The sequence below is a fragment of the Micromonospora humida genome (assembly GCF_016901255.1).
Taxonomy (GTDB): Bacteria; Actinomycetota; Actinomycetes; order Mycobacteriales; family Micromonosporaceae; genus Micromonospora; species Micromonospora wenchangensis.
Genome location: NZ_JAFEUC010000011.1, coordinates 85,424 through 111,464, shown reverse-complemented (window position 1 = coordinate 111,464; position 26,041 = coordinate 85,424). Strand labels below are relative to the sequence as shown.

The following is a 26,041-nucleotide window of genomic DNA, read 5'->3' as shown; positions in this document are numbered from 1 at the left end:
TCTCGCCTGGTGGTGTCCTCCGGTTGGTGCTTCCTCGCGGCGATGATCATCGCGTACGGCTTCGCCAACATGCTCCAGTCGGTGGCCGCCGCCCGGACGACCGTGCACCACACCTTCGACCCGGGGCTGCTGCTGCGGCTGGCCGGGCACCGGACGTACCTGATCGGGCTGCTCTGCCAGGTGACCGGCTTCGTGCTGGCCTTCCTGGCCCGGCGCGACCTGCCGTTGTTCCTGGTGCAGGCGAGCGTGGCGGCGGGCCTGGGGGTGACCGCCCTGCTGGGGGTGGTGGTGCTCAAGTGGCGGCTGCCCGCCGCCGAGGTGGCGCTGCTGGTGCTGCTCTTCGCCGGGATCAGCGCGTTGGTGCTCTCCGCCCAGCCGGCCCCCTCCAAGGGGCTCGGCACCGCCGGCCTGGTCGCCCTGGCGCTGGCGCTCGGCGGGATCGGACTGCTCGGTTTCTTCGCGGTACGCCTGCACGGGGCACCCGGCTCGGTGGCGCTCGGCTCCCTGGCCGGGCTGGCGTTCTCCGCCGCCGCGGTGGCCGCCCGGCCGCTGGCCTCCGCCCCGTCGGCCGAGGCGTTCGTCCGTGACCCGCTGCTCTACCTGCTGATCGCCCACTCGCTGGTGGGTCAGCTGCTGCTCGGCCTGGCGATGCAGCGGGGCTCCACGACGGCGGCCGTGGCCGCGATGGACGCCGCCGGGGCGGTACCCGCCGCCATCGTCGGCCTGCTGCTGCTCAACGACAAGATCTGGCCGGGCCGGGAGTGGCTGGCCGCCGTCGGCTTCCTGATCACCCTCGCCTCGGTCATCGGGCTCACCCGGTACGCCGCACCCCAGCACCACCACGCGGTGGCCCGCACCCGGGAACGCGCCATGGTGGGCGCGGCCCCCCGCGCCTGACGGGTCGGCGGTCGTGGGGCGCGGTCAGACGCCGACCGGGCCGGTGGTCGTGGTGGTGGTTCCCGTGACCGGCGTCTCGACCTCCACCGTAACGGGGGCGGCCGGGTCGGCCTCGACGTCGACCGGCACCGTGTCGGGCACCTCGACCGGGGTACGCCGGCCCACCACCCGCTCGTAGAGCCGCTCCAGCGCGCCGGCCGTCCGCTCCCAGGTGTAGCTGCACCGCACCCGGTCCACCGCGGCGTGCCCGTAGGCGAACCGGCCCGCGTTGTCGGCGAGCAGCCGGCGCAGCGTCATGCCCAGCGTGCGGACGTCGCCGGGGGGCACCAGCCGGCCGGTGACCTCGTCGACCACCGCGTCGGCGATGCCGCCCACGGCGTAGCCGACCACCGGCACCCCGCAGGCCATCGCCTCCAGCGACACCCGGCCGGCGGCGGAGTAGTGCGGGGTGCAGGCGACCACGTCGGCCGAGCGGTACCAGGTGGCGAGCTGGTCGTGCGGCACCGCGCCGACCAGGGTGACCTGGTCGGCGACCCCGGCCCGCTCGGCCAGCTCACGCAACCGCCGGGCCTCGGCGTGGGTGGCCAGCTGGTCGGCCGGCGGCCCACCGGCGATCACCAGTTCCGCGTCGCCGACCAGCCGCATCGCCCGGATCAGGTCGTCCTGTCCGTGGCCCGGGGACAGCCCGCCGACGGACAGGATGCGGGCCCGCTGGTCGCGGGGGGCGGCCTCCCCGTCGGGGTGGAACCGTTCGACGTCCACCCCGGTGGGCACCATCGCCACCGAGGAGCGTTGCAGCCCCATCCGGGTCAGCTCGTCGACCTCGTCGGTGCACTGGGCGACGGCGACGTCCACCGCCCGGGTGAGCGCACGCTCCAGCGGGATGCGCTCGCCGGGGCCGTCGTACTCGCGGCCGAGGTGGCGGCGCTGCTCGACGCCGAGCGAGTGGAAGGTCTGCACCACCGGGATGTTCGTCTCCCGGACCGCGTGCGCGGCGGCCAGGCCGCCGATCCAGTAGTGCCCGTGCACCACCTCCGGCGTCCACTCCCCCGCCCACCGGTCGGCCAACCAGCGGCCGAACTCGGGCACGTGTGGAACCAGGTCGGCGGTGACGGTGGGCCGGGCCGGGCCGACGGGCACACGTTCCACCCGGTACCCGTCGATCTCGACGCTCGCCGGCAGGGCCGGGTCGTCGCGGCGCTCGTACACCCGCACGTCGTGGCCGCGCCCGGCCAGCTCGCCGGCGACCCGAGCGACGTGCTCGTGGGTGCCGACGGGTGGTCCTTCCGCGTGCCGGGACGACCCGGCGTGCGCGCAGACGAGGCCGACGCGCATGGTGCACCTCCATGCGATCTGCGAGGGATGGTCCGGTCAGAGCGTCCCATTAACCGGGGCTCCACGAGCCGAAACCTCGCAGATCGGAAGCGGTCAGCGGTCGCTGGGCCGGCTGTGGGGCACCCCACACCGCCCCCGGGCCGGTGCCCGCCTGGCCCGGCGTGAGCTACGGCTGACCGGAGCGGTCCCGCTGATCAGTGGCCGCACGGCGGCATGACCGGGCCCGTCCGGGGGTACCGAGCGGGAATGCCGATGACCCGTACCCCCGCCGTCACCGCCGTGGTGGTCGCCGGCGTCACCGGCGGGTCCGACGCCATCCCGACGGCGCGTCCCGCCCGGCCCGGCGTCCCCGGGACGACGACCCGCCCGGCCCGCGCCGACCGGGGGCGACGGCGATGAGCCGCGCCGACCTGCCGACCCCGGGAACGGTCCGGCACCCCCGGGCGGGATGCCAGGTGGTGGCCGACGACTCCTCCGCGCTGGTCCGGCTCGCCGGGACGCTGGAGCCGACCGACGTCGAGCGGGTACGCGACGCTCTGCTCGTCCGGCTCGTCGACCGGCCCGGTCCGATCGTGGTCGACCTGGCCGGGCTGCGGGCCGACCGGGTGACCGCCGGCCGGTTGCTGGCCGGGGTACGCCGGGCGGTACGCGACTGGCCCGCCGCCGACCTGCTGGTGGTCGACCCGACCGGGACGCTCGTCGACGGGGACGCGGCGGAACTGGCGGTCTACCCGACCGAGGCCGAGGCGACGGCGGCCCTGGCCCGTACGCCGATGGCGGCGGTGCTGACCGAGGAGCTGACGCCGACGGTCGGGGCGGCCCGGTGGGCGCGGGAACTGGTGACCGACCGCTGCACCCGGTGGGGTGCGCCGGAGCTGGCCGAACCGGCCTGCATCGCGGTCACCGAGATGGTCAACAACGTGGTGGCGCACGCGTCGACCCCGATGACGCTGCGGTTGGCCGCGCAGGGCGACACCGTGCACCTGGCGGTGCGGGACCACTCCCGGCGGCAGCCCCGCTACGGAGGACCGGCGTCGCTCACCTCGGCCGGCGGCCGGGGGCTGCTGTTGATCGACACGGTGGCCCGGCGTTGGGGCAGCACCCCGCTCCCGGACGGCAAGGTGATCTGGTGCGTGCTGCACACCGAGGACGAGTCACACTGGCACCACGACTGATTACTGCCCTTTCGTCCCGATCCCGGGAGCGGGACCCGGTTACCCGGGCCGTGCCAGTGGGTAGTGCTCAGCCATGCGCGACGACGAGTTCCCGACCCCCGTGTCCGACCCCGAGGCGCTCGGCCTGCCCGACACCGCCGACGACGACTCGACCGCCCACGACGACGTGCTGACCGGTCGGGAGGCCGACGGCCCCGACCCGGCCCAGCTGCCCGGCGACCGTACCCCGGTGGCCGTCGACCACTTCGGCACCACCGCCGACGAGCAGCTCGACGGCGAGTCGTTGGAGTACAAGCTCGACCGCGAGCAGTACGAGCGGCGGGCCGACGACCCGCTGGCCGGGCCGGTCGACCCGGACATCGCCGCCGAGGCGGAGAACGAGGAGGCCGCCGCGCAGGCCCAGCTCGACGCCGACGTGCTCGACCCGGGCCCCACCTCGGACCCGGACTCCCCGGTCTCGCTCTACGACCACGGTCAGCTCGGCACGGTCGCCGACGCGCAGGTGGGTCGGCTCGTCGAACCGGACGAGGGGGCCCGCACCGACCAGGAGACCGACAGCATCGCCTACGACGCGGGCGCGGCCGGCGGCGGCGCAAGCGCCGAGGAACTGGCCATCCACGAGACCCGGCCGCCCGAGGCGCACTGACCCCCGGTCGTCCAGGGCCGCGTCCTCGGTCGTCCAGGGCGCGCCCTCAGTCGTCCAGGCCGCGTTCGATCGCGTAGCGGGTCAGCTCCACCCGGTTGTGCAGCTGGAGCTTGCCGAGCGTGTTCTGCACGTGGTTCTGCACGGTGCGGTGCGACAGCCCGAGCCGCCCGGCGATCTGCTTGTAGGACAGCCCCTTCGCCACCAGCCGCAGCACCTCGGTCTCGCGTTCGGTGAGCCGGGGTGCCGCGCCGGGCCCGTCGTCGCCGGACCCACCGGCCGGCGGGTCCGCGGCGAGCCGCCGGTACTCGCCCAGCACCAGCCCGGCCAGGCCCGGGGTGAACACCGGCTCACCGGCGGCCGTGCGGCGCACCGCGTCCAGGAACTCCGCCGGGGCCGCCGACTTCAGCAGGTAGCCGGTGGCCCCGGCCTTCACCGCGTCCAGCACCCCCTGCTGTTCGCCGCTGGCCGACAGCATCAGCACCCGGACCCGGGGCAACGCGGCCCGCAGTCCCTGGATCACCTCCACCCCGGAGATGTCCGGCAGTTGGAGGTCGAGCACCACCACGTCGGGTCGGGCGGCGGCGGCCACCCGGACCGCCTGGCGGCCCTCACCGCTGGTCGCCACCACCAGGTGCCCGGCCTCGGTGAGGTCCCGGGCCACCCCCTCCCGCCACATCGGGTGGTCGTCGACCACCATCACCCGCACCCCGGTCATCGGCTCCTCCTCGGCACCATCAGCTCGATCTCGGTGCCCTCCCCCGGCGTCGAGATGATCCGCACCTCGCCGCCGAGGTCGGTCATCCGTCCCCGGATGGCCTGCGCCACCCCCAGCCGGCCCTGCCGGGCCGCCTCGACCAGCCGGCCCGCCGGAATGCCCGGCCCGGCGTCGCGCACCGACACGGTCACCGTGTCGCCCTCGTCCTCGACGAGCACCCAGCCCCGCCCGTCGGCGTGCCGCCGCACGTTGTCCAGGGCCGCCGCCGTCGCGGCGGCCACCTCCCGGGCCACCGACGCCGGCAGCGGCACCGGCGTCGCCGGGGCGGAGACCTGCACCGTCGCCGAGGCGTACCCGGACAGCAGGGACCGCAGGTCGACCTCGTCGCCCGGGTCGGCGGGCGACGTCGGCGGGGCCCCGGAGATCAACGCGCGTAACGCCACCTCCTGCTGGCCGGCGAGCCGGGCCAGCTCACCGGCCTCCCCGTCGAGGTGCGCGCCGCGCCGCTGGACCAGGGACAGCACCTGGAGCACCGAGTCGTGGATGTCCCGGGCCAGCCGTTCCCGTTCCCGGGTCGCCGCCTCCAGCTCCACCGCCCGCTGCAACCGCTCCTCGGTGCTCACCGCCAGCCGGGCCACGTGCCCCACCACCGCCCCGGCGAGCAGCAGCAGGATCGCCCCGGTCAGCGAGGACGGGCCGATCCGGCCCCGGGTGACGAGGTCCGTGCCGCCGACCAGCAGCGCGGCCACCGTGCCACGCCGCCGCCCGCCGGAGACCGCCCAGGCCAGCACCGGCCCGGCCAGCCACGCCACGGCGAGGGCGGGCACCCCGGCGGCCAGCGCCGGGCGTCCCACCACCCACGGCGTGACCGCCAGGATCGCCAGCACCACGCCGAGGTCGGCCAGGAGCAGCGGCCAGCGCCGGTTGGCCGGCCGGGCGTACCCGACCGCCGTCACCCCGGACCAGGCCAGCATCACCAGCAGTACGCCGCCCGCGGCGACCGGGTGGGCGTACCGGCCGGCGTCGCGCAGGACCAGCAGGCCGACGTACGCCAGCGAGGCGAACCGGAAGACCGCGACGGAACGCCACAGCGGGTCGGCGAAACCTCCCGACGGGGACGACGGCATGGCCGCCACGATGCCACAGTCCCCAGGTCAGCCGGCCGGGCCGGTCGGTGCGGGCCGGAGAACCCTGGCGTACGGTAGAAATAGCGTGAAAAACTCCGAGATCGCTGTCGGGACAGGGCCCATGACGAACGCAGAGCTTCCCACACCGCGTACGGTGGTGCCCATCGAACCTTCCCTTCTCATCGCCGAGGCGTTCGACCAGGCACAGGTGACCGAGCTGAGACACTCGGTCAGCTCCTGCGCGCACGCCGCCGGCATGGCCGGGCAACGGCTCGACGACTTCGTGCTGGCGGTCAACGAGTTGATCACCAACGCCGTGCGGCACGGTGGCGGACGGGGCTGGCTGCGGCTCTGGCGACGCGCCGGCGAGCTGGTCTGCGAGGTCTCCGACCACGGCAGCGGCATCAGCGAGCAGCGGCTCGACGACCGCAGCCGGCCCGCCCCGGACACCGCCGGAGGCTGGGGGCTCTGGCTGGCCCGGGAGCTCAGCGACGCCATGGAGGTCGAGAGCGGCGCGGCCGGCACCACCGTACGGATCAGCGCCCTCTTCGCCTGACCCGCCGGCCCGGTCCGGCCGCCCGGTTCGCCGACACCGCCCACCGGCCTGGTCCGCCCGCCGGTGACGGTCAGCCGAACAGGGCGCTGACCGACTCGCCGTTGTGGATGCGACGCATCGCCTCGGCCAGCGCCGGAGCCACCGAGAGCACCGTCAGCTCCGGCACCCGCTTGTCCGCGGGGATCGGCACGGTGTTGGTGCAGACGATCTCGCGTACCCCGTCGACGGCGGCGAGCCGGGTCAGCGCGCCGTCGGAGAACAGGCCGTGGGTACAGGCCAGCCGGATCGACCGGACGTTGCGTTGGTGCAGGTGGCCGATCAGCTCGACCACCGTGCTGCCCTTGGCGATCTCGTCGTCCAGCACGATCACGTCCCGGTCGGCCACCTCACCGATCACCGTGCTGATGGTGACCCGGTCGTCGCTGAACCGCTGCTTCGCCCCGGCCGCGACCGGGGTGCCGAGCATCCGGGCGAACGCCGCCGCCTCCTTGGCGTTGCCCAGGTCCGGCGAGACCACCACCGTGTTGCCCAGGTCGTACCCCCGGAAGTGGGCGGCCAGCTCGCGCAGGGCGTGCAGGTGGTCGACCGGGACGCTGAAGAAGCCGTGCACCTGCGGTGAGTGCAGGGTCATCGCCAGCACCCGCTGGGCGCCGGCCGAGGTGAGCAGGTCGGCCACCAGCCGGGCCCCGATGGAGATGCGCGGGGCGTCCTTCTTGTCCGACCGGGCGTACGCGTAGTGCGGCAGGACCACGGTGATCCGCCCCGCCGACGCGCCCCGGGCGGCGTCGATCATGAGCAGCAGCTCCACCAGGTTCTCCTGCACCGGGGGCACCAGGGGCTGGATCAGGAAGACGTCCCGCTCCCGGCAGTTCGCCTGCAACTGCACCTCCAGGCAGTCGTTGGCGAACCGGGACACCCGCACCGGGTGCAACGGCACCCCCAGGTGGGAACAGATCTCGGCGGCGAGGTCGGGATGGGCGGTTCCACTGAACACGGCGATGTCGCGCACGTCTGGAGATCGTACGGAACCGTGCCGGTTCTCCCGTCGACCCGGGCCGGGTACGGTGCCGAAATGACCGGAGAGTACGTCGCCGCCATCGACCAGGGCACCACCTCGTCGCGGTGCATCGTCTTCGACCGGGCCGGTGGGATCGTCGCCGTCGCGCAACGCGAGCACCGGCAGATCTTCCCCCGGCCCGGTTGGGTCGAGCACGACGCCGAGGAGATCTGGGCCAACGTCGAGCGGGTGGTCCGCGACGCGCTGGCCGACGCCGGCACCGGCCCCGACGGGTTGGCCGCCGTCGGCATCACCAACCAGCGGGAGACCACCGTGGTCTGGGACCGGGCCACCGGCCGACCCGTCGCCAACGCCGTCGTCTGGCAGGACACCCGCACCGGCCCGCTGCTGCGCGAACTGGCCGACTCGTACGGCGAGGAGCGGCTGCGCGCCCGCACCGGGCTCACCCTGGCCACCTACTTCGCCGGCCCGAAGCTGCGCTGGCTGCTGGACGACGTCGACGGGCTGCGGGAACGCGCCGAACGGGGCGAGGTGCTGTTCGGCACGATGGACAGCTGGCTGATCTGGAAGCTGACCGGACGGCACGTCACCGACGTCACCAACGCCAGCCGGACCATGCTGATGAGCCTGGAGACCCTCGACTGGGACCCGGAGCTGCTCGACGCGCTGCGCATCCCGGCCGCGATGCTGCCGCAGATCCGCAGCTCGGCGGAGGTCTACGGAACGGCCCACGGGGTGCTCGACGGGGTGCCGGTGGCCAGCGCGCTCGGCGACCAGCAGGCGGCCCTGTTCGGGCAGACCTGTTTCCAGCCCGGCGAGGCGAAGTGCACCTACGGCACCGGGAGTTTCCTGCTGCTCAACACCGGGGCCAGCCCGGTGCCGTCCAGCCACGGCCTGCTGACCACGGTGGCCTACCGGATCGACGGCCAGCCGGCCGCGTACGCCCTGGAGGGGGCGATCGCGGTGACCGGGTCGCTGGTGCAGTGGCTGCGGGACAACCTCGAGTTGATCTCCTCGGCGGCCGAGGTCGAGGAGCTGGCCGCCACCGTGGACGACAACGGGGGCTGCTACGTGGTGCCCGCCTTCTCCGGGCTGTTCGCGCCACACTGGCGTAGCGACGCCCGGGGGGTGATCACCGGGCTGACCGGCTACATCACCAAGGGGCACCTGGCGCGGGCGGCGCTGGAGGCGTCGGCCTGGCAGACCCGCGAGGTGGTCGACGCGATGAACGCCGACTCCGACGTGGCGCTGCGCCGGCTGCGGGTCGACGGTGGAATGACCGCCAACGGGCTGCTGATGCAGTTCCTCGCCGACGTGCTGGCGGTGCCGGTGGTCCGCTCCCGGATCACCGAGACCACCTGCCTCGGCGCGGCGTACGCGGCCGGCCTGGCGGTCGGTTTCTGGCCCGACCTGGCCACCCTGCGCGCACAGTGGCGCTCCGACGCGCAGTGGGAGTCCCGGATGGACCCGGCGCACCGGGATCGGGAACTGGGCCGGTGGCGCAAGGCGGTCGACCGCACCCTCGACTGGGTCGACTGACTCCGGCGGCGGCCCGTCCGTCGACCGGTCCGCGTCGTGCCCGACCGATACGATCGGCCGGGGGGATGCCACATGCAGACAGTCGGTCCGTACGCGCTGCACCGCAGGCTCAGCTCGTGCGAGCTGGGCGAGGTCTGGGCCGCACGGGACGCCGCCGAGCGGCCGTTCACCGTCGCCGTGCTCGCGCCGGCCGCCGCCGAGGGCGGCTGGCGGGAGGCGTTCGCCGCGGCGGCCAACACCCTGGCCCGCTCCGACGGCCTGCCGATCACCGGGGCCAACCACACCGGTCCGATGCCCTGGGTGGCCTGTGCCGCCGAGCAGGGCGCCGGGGCCGCGCACGTCTTCCTCGCGCTGGGGCAGCGTCTCGTCCCGGCCGGGGAGCCCCCGGCCGGTGGCCCCGGGGTCGGACCGGCCGGCGTGTCCGACCCGGCACACCGGCCGACCGCCGGGGCTCCGGCCGCCGCGACGCCGGTTGCCGGAGCACCGGTCGCCGCCGGGGCCGGCGGGACACCGGCACCGGACGGGCGGCGCACCGCCGGGCCGGCGGGCGCGGCCCGGCCGGTGCCCGCCCCGTCGACCGGAGCCGCCGCATCCACCGGGCCTGCTTCGTCGACGGGCCACGGAACGCCGACGGGCCACGGAGCGTCGACCGGGCCTGTCGCGTCGACCGGGCCTGTCGCGTCAGCCACGGGTGGCACGGTGCCGCCGGGTGCCGCACCCCGCACGACCGCCCCGCCCCACCCGGCGACCCCGCACCAGACCGCACCGCACCAGGCCACTCTGCCGCAGGCCGGCCCGCACCAGGCGGCACCGCAGCAGGCCGGTCGGCAAGCAGCCCGGAAACAGGCCGGCCCGCACCAGGCCGCTCTGCCGCAGGTCACCCCACACCAGGCAGCCCCACAGCAGTTCGGTCCGCATCAAGCGGCGCCGCACCAGGCCGGTCAGCAGGCAGCCCGGCAGCAGATCGGCCCACAGCAGGCAGCCCCACACCAGGCCGGCCCGCAGCAGGCGGTGCCCACGCCGGTGGTGCCGCAGCGGGCGGGACCGCCGTACCCGCCGACGGCCCTCGCGCCGTACCCGCCGGCACCGTTCCCGCCGGTCGCGGGGCCGGCGCGCGGGCGGGGTCGGGCCGTACTGTGGTCGGTGTTGGTGGCCCTGCTCGCGGCGGCGCTCGGGGCGGCGGGTGGCTACCTCGCCGCCGACCGGCCGGGCGACGGGCCGGCCACCGTCACCGCGCCGGCCACCGCGACACCGAGCGCCGACCTGGGGCTGCCGGCCACGCCGCCACGCCGGCCGGGGGTGGAGCCGCCGGTCGGTGGCGGTTGGCCCACCGGGGCGCCCACCTTCGCCCGCACCGAGCCGACCCGGGAGATCACCGGCCTGGCCGGGGTCGACTTTAGTTTCCGGGTGCCCACCGGCTGGAACTGCACCGAGGCCGGCCGCACCGGCGGCTCGGCGCACTACCGGTGCGGCGTCCCGGCCGCCGACGGGTCGATCATCGGTGGCGACCTGATCGTCCGGCAGTGCCCCCGGCTCTGCACCGACGAGCGCCGCACCGCGCTGCGCCGGCAGGAGGAGGCATGGGGGTTGCAGTGGATCCGCAGCGGCGATTTCACCACCTGGGCGGAGACGGCCCGGGTGGACGGCGCGCCGCGCTACGGGCTGGTCTACCTCTCCTACTGGCGCAGCGTGCCGGAGGACGCGATCGACAGGCAACTGGTGCTGCGGATGACCGCGCCCCTGGACCGCGCGGACGAGGTACGCAAGGTGGCCGCCTCGGTGCGGGAGGCCACCTTCACCATCTGACGCGGGGGCGAGGCCACCCCTGCTCGACCGGTACCCTTCGACCGGACGTCGACGACGAACCGGTCCGTCCTTCCACGACCGAGCGGGGCCATGTGCGCATGCTGACTGTCTCCCCTGACCGAGCCGGGGCCTGTCCGACCATCGCGGACGCGTTGGAGATCGCGCCGGACGACACGGTCGTCTCGATCGCCCCCGGCGTCTACGCCGAGTCGCTCCGGCTCGACTACCGGCGGGTCCGGCTGGTGGCAGCCGGCGAGCCGGGCTCGGTCATCGTGGACGGTCGGGCCGCCGGACGGCCGACGGTGGCCTGCACCGGCGGCGAGGTGCTGTTGCAGGGGCTGGTCGTGCAGGGCGGCGACTTTCCGGCGGTGGAGGCGGTCGGCGGTCGGCTGCGCATGGAGAAGTGCCAGGCCAGCGCCGGATACGCCGCAGCCGTGTCGGTACGCGACGGGGCCCGGATCGAGGCCGTCGAGGTCACCGTCACCGGCGGCCAGCACGGGCTGGTCGTCTCGGACGCGGGCGGCACGGTCGAGCAGTGCGAGATCCGCGACGTCACCGACGACGGGATCATCGTGCGGCTCGGGGCCGACCCGACCATCCGCAACTGCACGGTCACCGCCGCCGGCTTCCGGGGCGTGTACGTCTACCAGGCGGCCCGCCCCACCATCGAACGCTGCGACGTCTCCGGCACCGGCGACGCCGGCATCGTGGTCGCGTTGCAGAGCAGCCCCTCCATCGTGGACTGCTGGGTGCACGACACCCGGGGCGTCGGCATCGACGTCGGCCGGGGCTGCGGCGGCACGGTCGAGGGCTGCCGTACGGAGCAGACCGCCGCCCCGGGCGTCCGGATCGCGGAGGGCGCCGGCACCGTGTTCCGGGCGGCCGAGGCGGGCGGGCGGCCGACGGCCGGGGTGAGCGCGGGCGGCGGCACCGTCGGTCAGGACGAGCAGAAGGTCGAGGAACTGCTCGCCGAACTCGACTCGATGATCGGGCTGGCCGGGGTGAAGGCCGAGGTGCGCTCGTTGATCGACGAGATCCAGGTCAACGAGTGGCGACGCAACGCCGGCCTGGCGGTGGGCGCGGTCAGCCACCACCTGATCTTCACGGGCGCGCCGGGCACCGGCAAGACGACGGTGGCCCGGGTCTACGGGCAGTTGCTCAAGGCCCTCGGGGTGCTGCCGAACGGCCAGTTCCGGGAGGTGTCCCGGCGGGATCTGGTCGGCCAGTACATCGGGCACACCGCCGAGAAGACCTCGTCGGTGTTCACCGAGGCGCTCGGCGGGGTGCTGTTCATCGACGAGGCGTACACCCTGTCCCGGGCCGGGGGTGCCGGCGGCGACTTCGGCCAGGAGGCGATCGACACCCTGGTCAAGCTGATGGAGGACCACCGGGACCAGGTGGCGGTGATCGTCGCCGGGTACACCACCGAGATGGCCGCCTTCCTGGACGCCAACTCCGGCCTGGCGTCCCGGTTCGCCAAGACCCTGGAGTTCGAGAACTACAGCCCGGTCCAGTTGGTCGACATCGTCGGCCGGATCGCCCGCAACGACGAGTACCTGCTCGCCGACGGGCTGGCCGACGGGCTGCTCGAATGGTTCGGCCAGATCGAACGGGACCAGAACTTCGGCAACGCCCGGGAGGCCCGCAAGCTGCTGGAGGGCATGCGCAAGGCGCAGTCCGGGCGGCTGCGCGCGCTGGGCCGGATGCCGAGCCGGGACGACCTGCGCACCCTCGTCCTGGACGACCTGCTCGCCGCCACCCGATGAGCGGGATGTCACCCACCGGGGGCACCGGTGCCCGCAGCGACGCGCCGACCGCTCTGATCGTCCGGGTCCGCGACGCGCCGCCCGAGCCGGCCGCCCCGTGGCGGCCCACCGAGGCCGACCAGCCGGCCCCGCCGGAACCGCTGGACGCACCCTGGCTGCGGCACCTGGCCCGGCTGCTGCCGATGGCCATGGTCGCCGTCCTCGGCGGGGTCGGGCTGAACCGGCCCGGCCTGTGGGAGGACGAGCTGGCCACCTGGGGCATGGTCACCGTCGGGTTCGACGACTTCGTGGCGGTGCTGCGCAACGTCGACGCCTCCATCGGCCCGTACTACCTGCTGATGCGCGGCTGGGTGACGCTGGCCGGCAGCTCCGACGTCGCGTTGCGGGTGCCGTCGCTGCTGGCCATGGCGGCGGCGGCCGGCCTGGTCGCCGCGATCGGTCTGCGGATCGGCGGGCTGCGGGTCGGGCTGGTCGCCGGCCTGCTGTTCGCGGTGCTGCCGACGACCTCCCGGTACGCGCAGGAGGCCCGGCCGTACGCGCTCGCGGTGTGCGCCGCGGCGCTGGCCACCCTGCTGCTGCTCCGGCTGCTGGAACGGCCCCGGTTCCTGCGCTACCTGGGGTATGCCGCCGTGGTGGCGGTGCTGGGGCTGATGCACCTGGTGGGCCTGCTGCTGCTCGTCGCACATGCGCTGGTGGCCTGGCGGGGGGCGCAGCGTCGGCGCGGCTTCGTCGGCTGGCTCGGCGCGGCCGCCGCCGGCACGCTGCCCGTGCTGCCCGTCCTCTGGCTGGGCCGGCAGCAGACCGGTACGCAGATCAACTGGATTCCCCCGGTCACCCTGGACCGGCTGGTCGACACGCCGGAGGCGCTGTTCGGTGGGCCGCTGCTCGCCGGTGCGGTGCTCGCCCTGGCCTTCCTCGGCATGTCGATGAAGGAGCGGTCGGCGGTGGCCACCGCCTGGCTGGTGCTGCCCACCGTCGGCCTGCTGCTCGCCGCCCAGCTCACCCCGCTCTGGCTGCCGCGCTACCTGCTGTTCACGGTGCCGGCCTGGGCGCTCGTCGCCTCGCTGGCGTTGCGGCGCAGTTCGCTGCTGCGGGGCACCGCCGCGATGCTGGCGGTCGGTCTGCTCGGCATCCCGGTACAGGTCGAGATCCGGGGCGTCACCGGCCACGGCCAGGGCACCAAGGACATCGCCGCCGTGCTGCGGGCGCACGCGCGTCCCGGCGACATCCTGGTGTACGGCCCGTTCGACGCCGGTGACCAGCGCACCAGCCGGGACGCGGTGAACCGGTACGTCGACGAGAGCTGGCGACCCCGGGACGTGCTGATGACCGTTCCGGCCCGCCGGCAGGGCACCCTGGGCGCGCGGGAGTGCGCCGACCGGGACGTGCCGGTGTGTCTGGGGCGGCCGGAGCGGGTGTGGGTCGTCCGCAAGGGAGCCCTCGACGATCCGGTGCAGCGGATCGGGCCGGCGAAGGAGGCCGCGCTCAAGCCGTACGTCGTCGACCGCACCTGGCGGGTCCGGGGCTTCAGCATCGCCCTGCTGGTGCGCAAGCCGGAGGTGGGGAAGTGAGCACCCGGGCCGGCAGGGGCCGCACCGACGAGACGACGGAGTTCCACCGTCCGGTGCCGCCGCCGTGGCCGGGGCGGACCGCAGGGGGTCGCCCGGTGGGACCGCCGACGCCGCCGGGCGGGACGACCGGACCGGGTCCGCGGGACCCGGCCGTGCCGACGCCGCGCGGGCCGAGGGCGGCTCCTCCCGCGCGTCCCCCGGCGGTGGTCCCCGCCGCGCGCGCTCCGCTGCAGGCCCCGACTGCGGAGGACCAGGTGAGGGTGCCGACCCGTCGGGGTCCGGCACCGGTGCCGACCCCGCGCGGGCCGTCGGCGGTGCCGGCCCCTGCCGCACCGGCCACCGCGGCACCGGCCCCGGTGGGGCCGTCGGCGCGGGACGCGGTGGCACCGGCGACGCTGGGGCGACCGGCGAGCGTCGACCCGTCCCTGCCGCTGCCGCCGGACGACGACGAGAAGTCCGCCTACCGGCACCGCCGGCTACCGGTGCTGATGATCGCCTCGTTCGTCAGCTTCACCGGGCTGCTCACCAGCCAGTTGCTCTTCGTCCGGATGGCGCCCTGGCTGCTGGCGCTGCTGCCGCTGTTCGGCTTCACCGTCCTCTACTACCTGATCTCGGCGACGGTGAACATCGGCACGCCCGGGTTCGACCTGGACCGGCACCGCCGGCTGGTCCGCGACTTCCAGCCGCCCGTGCACCCGTCGGTGGACGTGTTCCTGCCGGTCTGCGGCGAGGCGACCGAGGTGCTGCGCAACACCTGGGAGCACGTCAGCCGGATGGTCGACCACTACCCGGGCCGGGTGCACGTCTACGTGCTCGACGACTCGGCCACCGACGAGCGGGAGGCGATGGCGCTCGCCTTCGGCTTCGTCTACCAGCGCCGCCCCAACCGGGGCTGGTACAAGAAGGCCGGCAACATGCGGTACGCGTACCAGCGCACGCTGGGCGAGCACATCCTGGTGCTGGACGCCGACTTCACCCCCCGGCACGACATGCTCGACGAGATGGTGCCCTACCTGGCCGCCGAGCCGGATCTCGGGATCGTGCAGTCCCCGCAGTACTTCCGGGTGCACTCCGGGCAGGGCTGGCTGGAGCGCGGGGCCGGGGCGGTGCAGGAGCTGTTCTACCGGATGGTGCAGGTGTCCCGGCAGCACCACGAGGCGGCGATCTGCGTCGGCAGTTGCGCGCTCTACCGTCGGGAGGCGCTCGACGCGATCGGCGGTTCCACCCTGATCGAGCACTCGGAGGACGTACACACCGGGTTCGACATGCGGCGGCGCGGCTGGCGGCTGCGGTACCTTCCGGTGCCGCTGGCCACCGGGCTGTGCCCGGCCGACGTCAACTCGTTCTTCACCCAGCAGTACCGCTGGTGCGCCGGCTCGATGAGCCTGCTCGGGTCGACGAAGTTCTGGAACACCCGGATGCGGCTGCGCACCCGGCTGTCGTACCTCTCCGGCTTCTGCTATTACCTGCACACGGCGCTGTTCACCTTCGTCGGGCCGCTGGTGCCGATCGTGCTGCTGGCCTGGTTTCCGCAGTCGGTGGCCCCGGCGAACTACCTGTGGATCGTGCCCAGCCTGGTCTACAACCTGGTGGTGTTCCCGCTGTGGCACCGGTGCGCGTACCGGGTGGAGGCGTGGACCGTGAAGATGATCTACGGCTGGTCGCACGCCTTCGCCATCTGGGACCTGCTGCGCGGGCAGAGCATGGGCTGGCAGCCCACCGGCGGCACGGGACGCAAGAACAGGACGGGTCGACTGTGGTGGGGAATGGCCGTCTGCACGGCGGGCAGCGCAGCACTGTGGACCGGCCTGGCGGCCCACCGGATGATCACCGACGACCTGTGGACCTTCGCGCCGGCCTTCCTCGGTGGCGCGTTCTACCTGGCCGTCGCGTTGCAGGCGCTGCTGGTGAAGCCGGCGCGGGACATCCGGCCGGAGCGTTCCCGGTGACCTCCCGCCACCTGTTCACCATCGTCACGCTGTTCGTGCTCGGGGTCTTCGGCTACGCCGCGCTCGCGCCCAGCCCGGCCAGCCGTCCGGCCCGGTTCGCCACCGAGCCCAGCGCGTCGGCCTCCCCCACCGGCCCTCCCCCGGCGTACGACGTCCGCCCGCTGGTCCAGCCGCAGGGCCGCTACCTGGGGGTGGCGCTCAGCGGCGCGCCGCAGGACATGAGCCGGGTCGACCGCTTCGCCGACCTGGTCGGCAGCAAACCCAACATCATCACCATCTACGAGAGCTTCGACGACGAGTTCGCCGCCGCCGAGGTCCGCCGGGTCCACCGGTACGGCGCACTGCCGATCGTCCGCTGGGAACCGTTCAAGGCGAAACTGAAGGACATCGCCGCCGGACGGCACGACCCGTACCTGGTGGAGTTCGCCGTCGCGGTACGCCGGCTCAACCTGCCGGTGGCGCTCACCATCGCGCACGAGATGAACGGCCACTGGTACTCCTGGGGCGCGCACGACAACACCGCCAAGGAGTTCGTCGCCGCCTGGCGGCACATCCACGCCGTCTTCGCCAGCGCCGACGCCACGAACGTGATCTGGACCTGGACCCCGAACGTGGTCAACCCGGTCCCGTCGGTGAAGCTCGCCCCGCTCTACCCCGGCGACGCGTACGTGGACTGGGTCGGCATCGACGGCTACTTCACCAGGCGCGGCGAGCAGACCTTCGACGACCTGTTCGGACCCACCATCACCCAGGTCCGGAAGTTCACCGCCCGACCGTTGCTGATCGTGGAGACCGGGTCCGAGCCGGGCGCGATGCGTCGTCGGGCGGTCGGCGAACTCTTCACCGCCATGCGGAAACGACCCGACCTGCTGGGTTTCGTCTACTTCAACCAGAAGGGCTCCGGCGACTGGGTGATCGACTCGGACAAGCCGGCGCTCGCCGCGTACCGGTCCGGGGCGGCGGCCGACCCCCGGATCGGGTTCCGGGTCAACTGACCCGGGCCGCCCACCCACGGGCCCCGGGGCGCTGCGTCGGGTTCCTATGATGAGGGCGGCCCGCCGTGGGCGGGCCGAACGGGTCGAGGCGTCTGGGGGGCAGCCGGAGATGACCGGAGCACCACGGCCGGCAGGTGCCGCACTCCGGCCGGACGGCCCCGACACCCGCGTACACCTGGCTCCCCGCCGCCGGCCCGGCCGGATCGGCGAGTTGCACGTGCTGCAACTGCTCCTGCTGGAGGCGGTGCTGCTCGGCGTCCTCGCCAGTGGACTGTTCGGGATGCCGGTGCTGGTCGTCGCCGCGCTGTGCGGCGTACTCCTGCTGACCGTGGTGTTCCTGCGCTCGCGGGGCCGCTGGTGGCTGGAGAGGCGGGCGCTGGCCCGGCACCAGCGGCGACGGGCCGCCGCGGCGGTCCCGGTCGCCGCCGACCCGGGGTTGGACGCCCTGCAACGACTCGCCCCCGGCCTGTCGGTGGGCACCGTGACGATGGCCGACGGCACCCGGATCGGGGTGGCCCGCGACGACGCCGGCTGGTTCGCGGTGGCCGCCGTCGACGGCTCCGGGCCGACCGGTGACGCGCCGGCCGGCCTGCCGCTGGACGTGCTGGCCACCGCGCTCGCCGAGTCCGGCCAGCCGGGCACCGTGCTCCAGGTGGTGACCAGCATCGTGCCGGCCGGCGGTCCGAGCGACGACCCGACCGCCCCGGCGCGGGAGTCCTACCGGCAGTTGCTGGCCGGTCTCGGCGGCACCCCGGTCCCGGCCGGACGGTCGACCTGGGTGGCGGTCCGGCTGGACGCCCGCGCGCTGGCCGAGGCGGTCGGCGACTACGCGGTCGACCTGGGTGTCGCCCCCTCGGTGGTGGCCGCACTGGCCCGGCAGACCGGCAGGTCGCTGCGCCGCAACGGGGTCGGGCACCGGCTGCTGGACGCGCACGGCCTGCTCGCCGCCGTCGGCCGGTCCTGCGGCTTCACCCCCGGCACCCCGGCCGGCACGGCCGGGGTCCGTGAGGAGTGGTCGGCGTGGCACTGCGGCCCGCACGCGCACCGCACGTTCTGGATCCGCCGCTGGCCGCCCGTCGACCGGGCGGCGGCCATGCTCGGCTGGCTGGAGACCCTGCCGGCGTCGCTGGTGACGGTGTCGTTGACGGTGGCCACGAACGGGCCGGGCGAGGATCTCGACCTGCGGGGCCTGGTCCGGGTCACCGGGCCGGCGGAGTTGCTGCCGCAGTTGTGCGGGCCGGCGGTCGACGGGGTACGGCAGGCCGGCGGGGAACTCTTCCCGCTCGACGGCGAACACGGCCCGGCGGTGTACGCGTCGGCACCGACGGGAGGTGGCGCGGGATGACCGGCCCGGGAGACGAACGGCGTACGGCGGTGCCGGCCACCTTCGGCACCTCCGCCGACCAGCCGGCCGGGCCGTACCGGGACCCGTCCGGCGGGCCGTACCCGCAGGGGCCGGCCGGTGAGCCGTACCCGGGGGTTGGGCCGGCGGTGGCCGGGGCGTACCCGGGTGGGGCGGTCGCCCCGGCCGCCGTACCGCCGCCGGTGGCCGCACCACCGGTCACCGCGCCGCCGGTCGGAGCGGACGCGCCGGTGCTGGGTGCGCCGCGCGCCCGGGTCGACGCGGAGGCCGGGGCCGACGCGGCCGGTGCCGCCGCCGCGACCGCGCTCGCCACCGCCGACCCGCTGACCCGGGCCCTGGCCAGTCCGCTGGCCGCCCCGGAGAGCCACCCGTCCGCTCCACCCGGCCCACCGCCGGCCCACCGTCCCGGGGTCGGGGACGCGCCCGGTCGGGGCGGGCCCTCCGGTCGGCTGCCCCGGCTGCGGATCGGCACCCACGCGGTCTCCCCGGCGGCTCTCGCCCGGCTCAGCCCGAGCCCGCTCCCGGCCGGTCTGGTGCTCGGTGCCGACCGCCGTCGGGCGGCGGTCACCATCCGGCTGTTCCGCCCGGAACCGACCCGGGTCGCCCTGGTCGGCGGGGTGTGGGCGGGTCAGCTCGTCGCCTTCCGGGCGCTGGCCCTGGGTGCCCGGGTCGTCGTGCTCACCACCGAGCCGACCACCTGGGCCGGGTTCGGCCCGGCGGCGCTCGGCCGGGCCGCCGACCGGGTCGAGGTACGCGCCGACGACCGGCCGGTGCCCGCCGCCGGAACCGCCGGACAGCCCACCCTGATCGTGCGCGACCTGCCGTCCGGCGCGGGCCGGCCCGGGGCTGCCGCGTCCCACGGGCCGGCCGCGTTCGGGGCGGCACCCCTCGGCGCGTGGCAGGCCGAGCTGACCGTGGTGCGGCGGCTCGATCCCGGCAGCGTGTCCGTCCTGCGTGACAGCGACCTCTGCGTGCTGCAACGGCTCTGGGCCGACGAGTCCGCGGCGGTGCAGCAGGCGCTGCGGCTGCCTCCGGACAGCGGCCGGTTCCTCCAGGTGATGGCCGACGACATGCTCACCCTGGTCGGTGGCGGCACGGACCGGCACCTGTGGATCAGTCAGACCCCGGTGGAGCAGCACCTGCTGGGCGCGCCGCGTCGCTGACGAGCAGCCCGGCCAGGCGTTTCTTCCGGCCGTTCTCGCGGACGATCCAGGCCACGTCGCTGTCGTCGACGGCGGCCAGCGCCCGAAACGCCGGCAGGCCACCGGCCGGATCGGCGGCCACCGCGACGCTCCAGCAGTAGCCCAACGCCTGCCGCAACGCCCGGACGCCCTCGTCGCGGCGCTGGTCGGCCGGCAGCGCCGCCAGGCCCGCCGTCGCCCGTCCGCACAGGGCGACGGCGCGGGCGGCGGCCTCCCGGGCGGCGAGCAGGCGTGGTTCACACACGGCCGCGACGGCCGCCCGCCGGACCAGCGGGTGCGGGTCCCCGACCCAGGTCGTGCCGAGGTCGAGCAGGCGCGGCAGGTCGGCGTCGCCGAGCCGCTGCAACGCCAGGGCCACCGCCTCGCGTACCCGCCAGCGGGGGTCGGTGGCGTGCCCGTGCAGGCGCGCCTCGATGCGCCTCCGGGTCCGGGCCGGCGGGCCGTCGGCCAGCAGCCGACCGAGGCCGAGCACACCGCAGAAGACCAGGTACTCGTCGTCGGTGGCGAGCAGACCGTCGAACGTGTCGGCGTCACCCTCGTCGGCGACGGCCTGGGCGAGTTCGAGGTTGGCGCGCGGCCCCGGCAACCCCGACCGCTCCCGCAGGTACGCCGGCCACCCGGCGGGCGCGCCGGCCCGCAGCTCGACCCGGTACCGGTCACGGCGGCTCACCGGCGCAGCGTAACCCGCCCGACCGGGGCGGGCCGCCCGCTCAGGTGAGCCGGGTGGCCATTGCGGCGATATAGCGGCATCGGAGCGGGGCAGACGCCGCCATATCGGCCCCATTGAGTCGATCATGGAACCCGACGCGCACCGGGCGGGTAGGCCGGACGGGTCAGCTGACCTGGGGCGGCACCAGGGGGAGCTGGACGAGTTGGGCGCCGTGCCGGCGGGTGAACAACCAGCCCCGGCCGGCGGGGAGCCGCTGCGGCTTGATCGTGCCGAACAGCGCGCCCTCCTCCCGTGGACCGGACATCATGATGCCCGGGGAGGCCAGTTCCCTGATCCGGCCGATCACCGGGTCGAACATGGCCCGCCCGGCACCGCCGATCCGCCGGGTCAGCACCAGGTGCAGGCCGATGTCGCGGGCCTGCGGCAGGTACTCCAGCAGCGGCGCGAGCGGGTTGAGCGCCGCCCCGGCGACCAGGTCGTAGTCGTCGACCAGCAGGTAGAGTTCCGGGCCCTTCCACCAGCTCCGGTCGCGCAACTGCTCGGCGGTGACGTCCCGCCCCGGCAGCCGCTCCCCCATCACCGTGGCCACCTGCTTGACCAGGTCGGCGGTGACCTGTGGGGAGGTGCCGTAGCCGATCAGGTGCTCGGACTCCACCGCGCCGAGCAGGCTGCGCCGGAAGTCGACCAGGATGATCCGGGCCGCCGCCGGGTCGTTGCCCTCGACGATGCCGCGGGCCAGCCCACGCAGGAACGTGCTCTTGCCGCACTCGACGTCCCCGAAGAGCAGCAGGTGCGGTTCGGCGGTGAAGTCGAGGCGTACCGGCTGGAGGTCGGTCTCGGCGATGCCGATCGGGATGACGCCGCCCTGCGCGGCGGGCAGCGCCTCGAAGGGCAGCTCGGCGGGGAGCAGCCGCACCGCCGGGGCACCCGCCGACGTCCAGTGCTGCTGCACCCGCTTGACCAGGTCGGCCAGCGCGTCCGGCAGGTCGTCGACCACCGGCCGGCCGTCGAGGCGGGGCAGGCCGGCGAGGAAGTGCAGGCCGTCGGGGGTGAGGCCGTGACCGTGCTGCTCCGGCACGTTCACCGCGGCCCGCCGGTTGATCACCGAGTCGGCCGGCTCGCCGAGGCGCAGCTCGACCTTCGCGCCGAACATGTCCCGCACCGCCGGGCGGACGTCCATCCACCTGTTGGTGGCGGCCAGGAGGTGGATGCCGTAGCCGAGACCCCGGTTCGCCAACTCGGTGACCAGGGGCTCCAGATCCTCGAACTCGGCCCGCAGCGCCGCCCAGCCGTCCACCACCAGGAACACGTCACCGAACGGGTCCTCGGGGAACCGGCCCTCGCGGCGGGCCCGCCGGTAGGCCGCCGCGCCCTCCACCGCGTGCGTGGTGAACAACGCGTCCCGGGCCTGCATCAGCCCGTGCAGCTCAGCGATGGTCCGGCGGACCTTGTCCACCTCGCGCCGGCTCGCCACCCCGCCGACGTGCGGCAGGCCGGCCAGCGCGGCCAGGGTGCCGCCGCCGAAGTCGAGGCAGTAGAACTGCGCCTCGCGCGGGGTGTTGCCCAGGGCCAGGCTGGTGACCAGGGTACGCAGCAGGTTGCTCTTGCCGGTCTGCGGTGCGCCTACCACCATCACGTTGCCGGCCGCCCCGGCCAGATCCAGCCAGAGCGGGTCGCGGCGCTGCTCCAACGGCTTGTCGACGATGCCGGCCACACCGTGCAGCGCGCCGTGCCGGTCCTCGGCGGCGATCGTCAGGCCCCGCAGCGGGGACACCTGCACCGGTGGCAGCAGCGCGTCGAGGGTGGGCGGTTCCTCCAGCGGCGGCAACCAGACCTGGTGGGCGGCCGGTCCGCGCCCCTGCATCCGGGCCACCAGCACGTCGAGCAGGCTCTCCCCGACGTGCTCGTCGACCGGGGCCTCCGTCGGCTCGTCCGGCGCGTCGTCGGTGGCGAGCGGGACGTAGTCGGTGGTGTAGTCGCGGACCGGGTCGATCAGCCGGCCGCCGACGGTGGGCACCCCGCCGTGCTGCCGGACCGCCCCCGAGACGTACGCGGCCTTGAACCGGATCAGCCCCTCGGTGCCGGCCTTGAGGTAGCCGTGCCCCGGTGAGCGGGGCAGCTCGTAGGCGTCGGCCACCCCGAGCACCGCGCGGGACTCCATCGAGGAGAACGTGCGCAACCCCAGCCGGTACGACAGGTGCGTCTCCAGGCCGCGCAGCCGCCCCTCCTCCAGCCGCTGCGAGGCCAGCAGCAGGTGCATGCCCAGCGACCGGCCCACCCGGCCGATCTGCACGAACATGTCGATGAAGTCCGGTCGGGCGCTGAGCAGCTCGCTGAACTCGTCCACCACGATCAGCAGGCTGGGCAGCGGGGCGAGCGGCACCCCGGCCGCGCGGGCCCGCTCGTAGTCGCGCTGCGAGGCGTAGTTGCCGGCCCGGCGCAGCAGCTCCTGCCGGCGGGTGATCTCGCCCTGGATCGCGCCGAGCATCCGGTCGACCAGGAACAGCTCGTCGGCCAGGTTGGTGATCACGGCGCTGGTGTGCGGCAGCCGGTCCAGCGCGGCGAACGTGGCGCCGCCCTTGAAGTCGACGAGCACCAGGTTGAGGATCTCCGGGCTGTGCGTGACGGTCAGCGCCAGCACCAGCGTCCGCAGCAGTTCGCTCTTGCCGGAGCCGGTCGCGCCGACGAGCAGCCCGTGCGGGCCCATCCCCTCCTGGGCGGACTCCTTGAGATCCAGCTCGATCGGCCGGCCGTTCTCGTTGACCCCGATCGGCACCCGCAGCCGGCTGCGGTTGGGACGGCTGCCCCAGGCGTCGGTCAGGTCCAGCTCGTAGGGGTCGCCGAGGCCGAGCAGGTCGGCCAGGCCCAGATCGGTGGCGACGGCCGGCTGGTCGGCGTACGAGGCGGCGGAGAGCCGCAGCGGCGACAGCTCCCGGGCCAGCACCTCGGCCCGCGCCGGGTCGAGCGTGTCGGCGCGGCCGACACGGGTGGCACCGTCCATGGTGGTGCCCGAGATGGTGCCGTCGTCGGCGACGTCGAGCACCACCGAGGTCTCGTCGAGCAGGCGCGGCGGTCTCCCGGTGAGGTCCAGCAGGGTCACCCCGGCGACGCCGCCCTCGGTCATCAGGTGGTCGGAGCCGGCGACCTGCCCGCCGTCGACCACCACCAGCACGTACGGCGTGACCGCCGCCGCCGGGTCGAAGCGGGGCCGGTTGGCCAGCACGTCGACGAGCATCGCCTCCAGCGCCACCACGGTCGGGGCGAACAGCCGGATCGGGCCGACCGCGTCGAGCTTCGTCGGGTGCTGGGCGTGCGGCAGCCACTTCGCCCACTCCCACCCGGCCCGCCGGTCCGGGTCGACGCAGAGCGCGACCAGCAGGTCGTCGGGGGCGTGGAAGGTGGTCAACTGGGCCACCACCGCGCGGACCAGCCCCCGTACGGCGTCGTCGGCCCCACGCAGGTAGACGTGGGAGAAGTCGCGCAGGGCGATCGCCACCGGCAGGTCGGGCACCACCGAGTAGGTGGCGACGAACCGGCGCAGCGCCACCGCGCACAGCGGCTCCAGCTCGTCCACCGGGCGGGTCTGCGGTGGGATCAGCGGGGTGGCGACCTCCTGCGGGCCGAGGCCGATGCGGACCACGCTGAAGTCGGCGTCACCCCGGCGACGTTCCCAGAGCCGGCCACTGGTCACGGTGGACCAGAGCGAGTCCGGGTCGGGGTGCCGGTAGTGGATGGCCTCCCGCTGCTGGCGTACGGTCGCGCGGACCTGGGCGCGCAGCTGGGCGAGGCGGCGCATGTACTGCCGGCGGGCCTCGATCATCTCGCGTTTGCCGGGCCCCGTCTGGTTGACCGCCATCACGGCGATCATGCCGAGGATGGAGATCCCGTACATGCCACCGACCACATAGGTCATCACGCCGCCGCGCTGCATGCCCATCATCAGGCCCATCGCCGCGGCACCCGCCGCCATCGGCAGGATCATCAACATCCGGGTCCAGCCCCGGCCACCGGCCGCCGGCACCTCGGGCGGCGGGTCGAGGAGCACCTCACCGGTCGGCAGCGGGGGCGCCGGCCGGCGGGGTGGACGCTTGACGACCACCAACGACGACATCTCCCCCGTACCTCCCACCACGTAGGTCTCCGGCGGCCCACTCTATCGACCGGTCACCCCTGGCAGGGACCGCCGTCCGCGCTCGGACGGCCACCCGGCGGGCGGTGCGACCGTGCTACTTTGACCGCCGCGGCGGGCCCAGCAGACGCCGCGCGAACGCGTGGCACACGGGGAGGTGACCAGCGTGACGGCCCCGGGCGGTCTCAGTCTGGCCAGGGTGACCATCGCCGCCCCCCAGCGGCGGATGGACGTGGCGTTGCCCAACGGCATGCTCGTCGGGGAACTCCTGCCGCACCTGCTCCGGCACGCCGGGGAGGGCCTCGGCGACGCCGGCGAACAGCAGGGCGGGTGGGTGTTGCGCCGGGCCACCGGCACCCTGCTGGAGGCCACCCGCAACCTCGCCGTGCAGGGCGTCCGCGACGGCGAGCTGCTGCACCTCACGCCCGGCCGCGACGAGTGGCCCGAGCTGGCGTACGACGACGTGGTCGAGGTGATCGCCAGCGGCGCGCGGCGGACCGGTCGATCGTGGAGTGACGACGCCACCCGGCGGGCCGGGCTGGCGGTCACCGCCGCCCTGCTCGGGTTCGGGCTGGTCGCGTTGCTCGCGGTCGGAGCGCCGTGGCGTACCCCGGGGCTGCTGGCGCTGGGGGTCGCGGCACTGCTGGCGGTCGTCGGCCCGGTGCTGTCGCGGGCCGTGCCCGACGCCACCGCCGGAGCCGTGGTGGCCGCCGCCGGCCTGCCCTACGCACTGCTCGGCGGGGCGCTGCTCGGCGCACCGGACGACGCCCGGCTGATCGACCTGGGGGCGCCGAGCCTGCTGCTCGGCTCCGCCGCGCTGCTGGTCTTCGGCATCGTCGGCTACGCGGCGGTGGGCGGGGTGCAGCGGCTGTTCATGGCCGGGGTGGCGGCCGGGCTCACCGGCGTGCTGGCCGCGCTGCTCTGCTACGGCGGGGTCTCCCCCGCCGGCTCGGCGGCGGCGACGCTGACCACGGTGATCGGCCTGCTGCCCGGTTATCCGCTGATCGCCGGCTGGTTGGGCAGACTGCCGGTGCCGGAGCTGCCCGACCGGCCGGAGGAGATCCTGACCGACCGGCCGGTGCCCGAGCGGGCGAAGGTCTTCGTGACCGTGGCACGGGCCACCGAACTGCTCACCGGGATGCTGCTGTCCGCCTCGGTCTGCGGCGCGCTGGCCATCGCGTTCCTGCTGGCCGGGGACCGTACCCCGGCCGGCGCGCTGCTGGCGCTCTGCGGCGCCGGCGCGCTGCTGTTGCGGGGGCGGCTCTTCCCCACCGCCGCACAGCGGGTGCCGCTGCTGGTCAGCGGCCTGCTGGGGCTGGCGTCGCTGGCCGTCGCCGCGCTGCTGGGCACCGCACCGGGCGGTGGGCGGGTGCTCGTCTGGCTCGGTGTGGTCGCCGCGGCGGCGCTGACGCTGGTCGCCGGGCTGGTCTACAGTCGACGCCGGCCGTCGCCCTACCTGGGCCGGGCCGCCGACATCGCCGACGTGATCGCCATCATGGCGCTGATCCCGCTGGCCTGCGCGGTCATCGGCCTGTTCGGGGCGATCCGGGGGATGTTCGCCTCGATCGGCGGGTGAGACGAC

The 26,041-nt window shown here is 74.9% G+C and carries 20 protein-coding genes; 14 read left to right on the top strand and 6 right to left on the bottom strand.

Going from position 1 to position 26,041, the window contains the following annotated elements:
* The first annotated feature begins 42 nt into the window (after nt 1–42).
* Entirely contained in the window at nt 43–897 is an 855-nt protein-coding gene (locus tag JQX11_RS21810) for a hypothetical protein (RefSeq protein WP_204926952.1), read from the top strand.
* Nucleotides 898–921: 24 nt separating this feature from the next.
* Here JQX11_RS21810 and JQX11_RS21805 read toward each other — a convergent pair whose 3' ends face one another.
* A complete protein-coding gene (locus JQX11_RS21805) occupies nt 922–2,232 on the bottom strand; it encodes a glycosyltransferase (RefSeq protein ID WP_204926823.1) in 1,311 nt (436 codons plus the stop codon).
* 252 nt (nt 2,233–2,484) lie between these two features.
* Here JQX11_RS21805 and JQX11_RS21800 point away from each other — a divergent pair, with 252 nt between their 5' ends.
* The 3 genes from JQX11_RS21800 to JQX11_RS21790 all read left to right on the top strand — a co-directional run bounded on the left by JQX11_RS21800 (nt 2,485) and on the right by JQX11_RS21790 (nt 4,053).
* The gene (locus JQX11_RS21800; protein ID WP_204926822.1) at nt 2,485–2,631 is read left to right on the top strand and encodes a hypothetical protein; all 147 of its coding nucleotides are present in this window, start codon (nt 2,485–2,487) and stop codon (nt 2,629–2,631) included.
* Nucleotides 2,628–3,407 (top strand): ATP-binding protein, encoded by a 780-nt coding sequence (locus JQX11_RS21795; protein WP_204926821.1) that lies wholly within the window; start codon nt 2,628–2,630, stop codon nt 3,405–3,407. Before JQX11_RS21800 ends, JQX11_RS21795 begins: the two co-directional genes overlap by 4 nt.
* Nucleotides 3,408–3,480: 73 nt before the next feature.
* Nucleotides 3,481–4,053 (top strand): DUF5709 domain-containing protein, encoded by a 573-nt coding sequence (locus JQX11_RS21790; RefSeq protein WP_204926820.1) that lies wholly within the window; start codon nt 3,481–3,483, stop codon nt 4,051–4,053.
* 46 nt (nt 4,054–4,099) lie between these two features.
* Here JQX11_RS21790 and JQX11_RS21785 read toward each other — a convergent pair whose 3' ends face one another.
* Together JQX11_RS21785 and macS are read right to left on the bottom strand one after the other, a co-directional pair.
* On the bottom strand, nt 4,100–4,768 hold the full coding sequence (locus tag JQX11_RS21785; RefSeq protein ID WP_204926819.1) for a response regulator: 669 nt from the start codon (nt 4,766–4,768) through the stop codon (nt 4,100–4,102).
* Nucleotides 4,765–5,895 (bottom strand): MacS family sensor histidine kinase, encoded by a 1,131-nt coding sequence (gene macS, locus JQX11_RS21780; protein WP_204926818.1) that lies wholly within the window; start codon nt 5,893–5,895, stop codon nt 4,765–4,767. The genes JQX11_RS21785 and macS overlap by 4 nt, the downstream gene beginning before the upstream one ends.
* A gap of 121 nt (nt 5,896–6,016) precedes the next feature.
* Between macS and JQX11_RS21775 the strand changes: the two genes are divergently transcribed.
* Nucleotides 6,017–6,451 (top strand): ATP-binding protein, encoded by a 435-nt coding sequence (locus tag JQX11_RS21775; RefSeq protein WP_204926817.1) that lies wholly within the window; start codon nt 6,017–6,019, stop codon nt 6,449–6,451.
* 70 nt (nt 6,452–6,521) lie between these two features.
* On the opposite strand, the gene JQX11_RS21770 is transcribed toward JQX11_RS21775, so the two are convergent.
* A complete protein-coding gene (locus tag JQX11_RS21770; protein WP_204926816.1) occupies nt 6,522–7,460 on the bottom strand; it encodes a ribose-phosphate diphosphokinase in 939 nt (312 codons plus the stop codon).
* Nucleotides 7,461–7,523: 63 nt separating this feature from the next.
* On the opposite strand from JQX11_RS21770, the gene glpK reads away from it, so the two are divergent.
* From glpK to JQX11_RS21730, 8 genes are all read left to right on the top strand, one after another.
* On the top strand, nt 7,524–9,008 hold the full coding sequence (gene glpK, locus JQX11_RS21765; protein WP_204926815.1) for a glycerol kinase GlpK: 1,485 nt from the start codon (nt 7,524–7,526) through the stop codon (nt 9,006–9,008).
* A 72-nt stretch (nt 9,009–9,080) separates the two neighbouring features.
* Nucleotides 9,081–10,814 (top strand): hypothetical protein, encoded by a 1,734-nt coding sequence (locus JQX11_RS21760; RefSeq protein WP_204926814.1) that lies wholly within the window; start codon nt 9,081–9,083, stop codon nt 10,812–10,814.
* A 98-nt stretch (nt 10,815–10,912) separates the two neighbouring features.
* Nucleotides 10,913–12,580, top strand: a complete 1,668-nt coding sequence (locus JQX11_RS21755) for a right-handed parallel beta-helix repeat-containing protein (RefSeq protein WP_204926813.1) — start codon at nt 10,913–10,915, stop codon at nt 12,578–12,580.
* Nucleotides 12,581–12,585: 5 nt separating this feature from the next.
* A complete protein-coding gene (locus JQX11_RS21750; RefSeq protein ID WP_204926812.1) occupies nt 12,586–14,151 on the top strand; it encodes a glycosyltransferase family 39 protein in 1,566 nt (521 codons plus the stop codon).
* 254 nt (nt 14,152–14,405) lie between these two features.
* Nucleotides 14,406–16,100, top strand: a complete 1,695-nt coding sequence (locus JQX11_RS21745; RefSeq protein WP_204926811.1) for a glycosyltransferase family 2 protein — start codon at nt 14,406–14,408, stop codon at nt 16,098–16,100.
* Nucleotides 16,097–17,095, top strand: coding sequence for a glycoside hydrolase family 26 protein (locus JQX11_RS32655; RefSeq protein WP_204926810.1), 999 nt, complete (start codon nt 16,097–16,099; stop codon nt 17,093–17,095). Before JQX11_RS21745 ends, JQX11_RS32655 begins: the two co-directional genes overlap by 4 nt.
* 109 nt (nt 17,096–17,204) lie before the next feature.
* Nucleotides 17,205–18,440: a type VII secretion protein EccE gene (locus JQX11_RS21735; RefSeq protein WP_204926809.1), complete on the top strand. Its 1,236-nt coding sequence runs from the start codon at nt 17,205–17,207 to the stop codon at nt 18,438–18,440.
* Nucleotides 18,437–19,621 (top strand): hypothetical protein, encoded by a 1,185-nt coding sequence (locus JQX11_RS21730; protein ID WP_204926808.1) that lies wholly within the window; start codon nt 18,437–18,439, stop codon nt 19,619–19,621. Before JQX11_RS21735 ends, JQX11_RS21730 begins: the two co-directional genes overlap by 4 nt.
* Here JQX11_RS21730 and JQX11_RS21725 read toward each other — a convergent pair.
* Together JQX11_RS21725 and eccCa are read right to left on the bottom strand one after the other, a co-directional pair.
* A complete protein-coding gene (locus JQX11_RS21725) occupies nt 19,572–20,330 on the bottom strand; it encodes a HEAT repeat domain-containing protein (RefSeq protein WP_204926807.1) in 759 nt (252 codons plus the stop codon). The genes JQX11_RS21730 and JQX11_RS21725 overlap by 50 nt on opposite strands.
* A 163-nt stretch (nt 20,331–20,493) precedes the next feature.
* Nucleotides 20,494–24,441, bottom strand: coding sequence for a type VII secretion protein EccCa (eccCa, locus tag JQX11_RS21720; RefSeq protein ID WP_204926806.1), 3,948 nt, complete (start codon nt 24,439–24,441; stop codon nt 20,494–20,496).
* Nucleotides 24,442–24,625: 184 nt separating this feature from the next.
* On the opposite strand from eccCa, the gene eccD reads away from it, so the two are divergent.
* Nucleotides 24,626–26,035: a type VII secretion integral membrane protein EccD gene (gene eccD / locus JQX11_RS21715; protein WP_204926805.1), complete on the top strand. Its 1,410-nt coding sequence runs from the start codon at nt 24,626–24,628 to the stop codon at nt 26,033–26,035.
* Nucleotides 26,036–26,041: the final 6 nt, after the last annotated feature.

Bases quoted from the DNA above. Each gene is read 5' to 3' on its own strand.
- JQX11_RS21810 (WP_204926952.1), top strand. From the start codon at position 43: ATGATCATCGCGTACGGCTTCGCCAACATGCTCCAGTCGGTGGCCGCC.
- JQX11_RS21805 (WP_204926823.1), bottom strand. From the start codon at position 2,232: ATGCGCGTCGGCCTCGTCTGCGCGCACGCCGGGTCGTCCCGGCACGCG.
- JQX11_RS21800 (WP_204926822.1), top strand. From the start codon at position 2,485: ATGACCCGTACCCCCGCCGTCACCGCCGTGGTGGTCGCCGGCGTCACC.
- JQX11_RS21795 (WP_204926821.1), top strand. From the start codon at position 2,628: ATGAGCCGCGCCGACCTGCCGACCCCGGGAACGGTCCGGCACCCCCGG.
- JQX11_RS21790 (WP_204926820.1), top strand. From the start codon at position 3,481: ATGCGCGACGACGAGTTCCCGACCCCCGTGTCCGACCCCGAGGCGCTC.
- JQX11_RS21785 (WP_204926819.1), bottom strand. From the start codon at position 4,768: ATGACCGGGGTGCGGGTGATGGTGGTCGACGACCACCCGATGTGGCGG.
- macS (WP_204926818.1), bottom strand. From the start codon at position 5,895: ATGCCGTCGTCCCCGTCGGGAGGTTTCGCCGACCCGCTGTGGCGTTCC.
- JQX11_RS21775 (WP_204926817.1), top strand. From the start codon at position 6,017: ATGACGAACGCAGAGCTTCCCACACCGCGTACGGTGGTGCCCATCGAA.
- glpK (WP_204926815.1), top strand. From the start codon at position 7,524: ATGACCGGAGAGTACGTCGCCGCCATCGACCAGGGCACCACCTCGTCG.
- JQX11_RS21760 (WP_204926814.1), top strand. From the start codon at position 9,081: ATGCAGACAGTCGGTCCGTACGCGCTGCACCGCAGGCTCAGCTCGTGC.
- JQX11_RS21755 (WP_204926813.1), top strand. From the start codon at position 10,913: ATGCTGACTGTCTCCCCTGACCGAGCCGGGGCCTGTCCGACCATCGCG.
- JQX11_RS21750 (WP_204926812.1), top strand. From the start codon at position 12,586: ATGTCACCCACCGGGGGCACCGGTGCCCGCAGCGACGCGCCGACCGCT.
- JQX11_RS21735 (WP_204926809.1), top strand. From the start codon at position 17,205: ATGACCGGAGCACCACGGCCGGCAGGTGCCGCACTCCGGCCGGACGGC.
- JQX11_RS21730 (WP_204926808.1), top strand. From the start codon at position 18,437: ATGACCGGCCCGGGAGACGAACGGCGTACGGCGGTGCCGGCCACCTTC.
- eccCa (WP_204926806.1), bottom strand. From the start codon at position 24,441: ATGTCGTCGTTGGTGGTCGTCAAGCGTCCACCCCGCCGGCCGGCGCCC.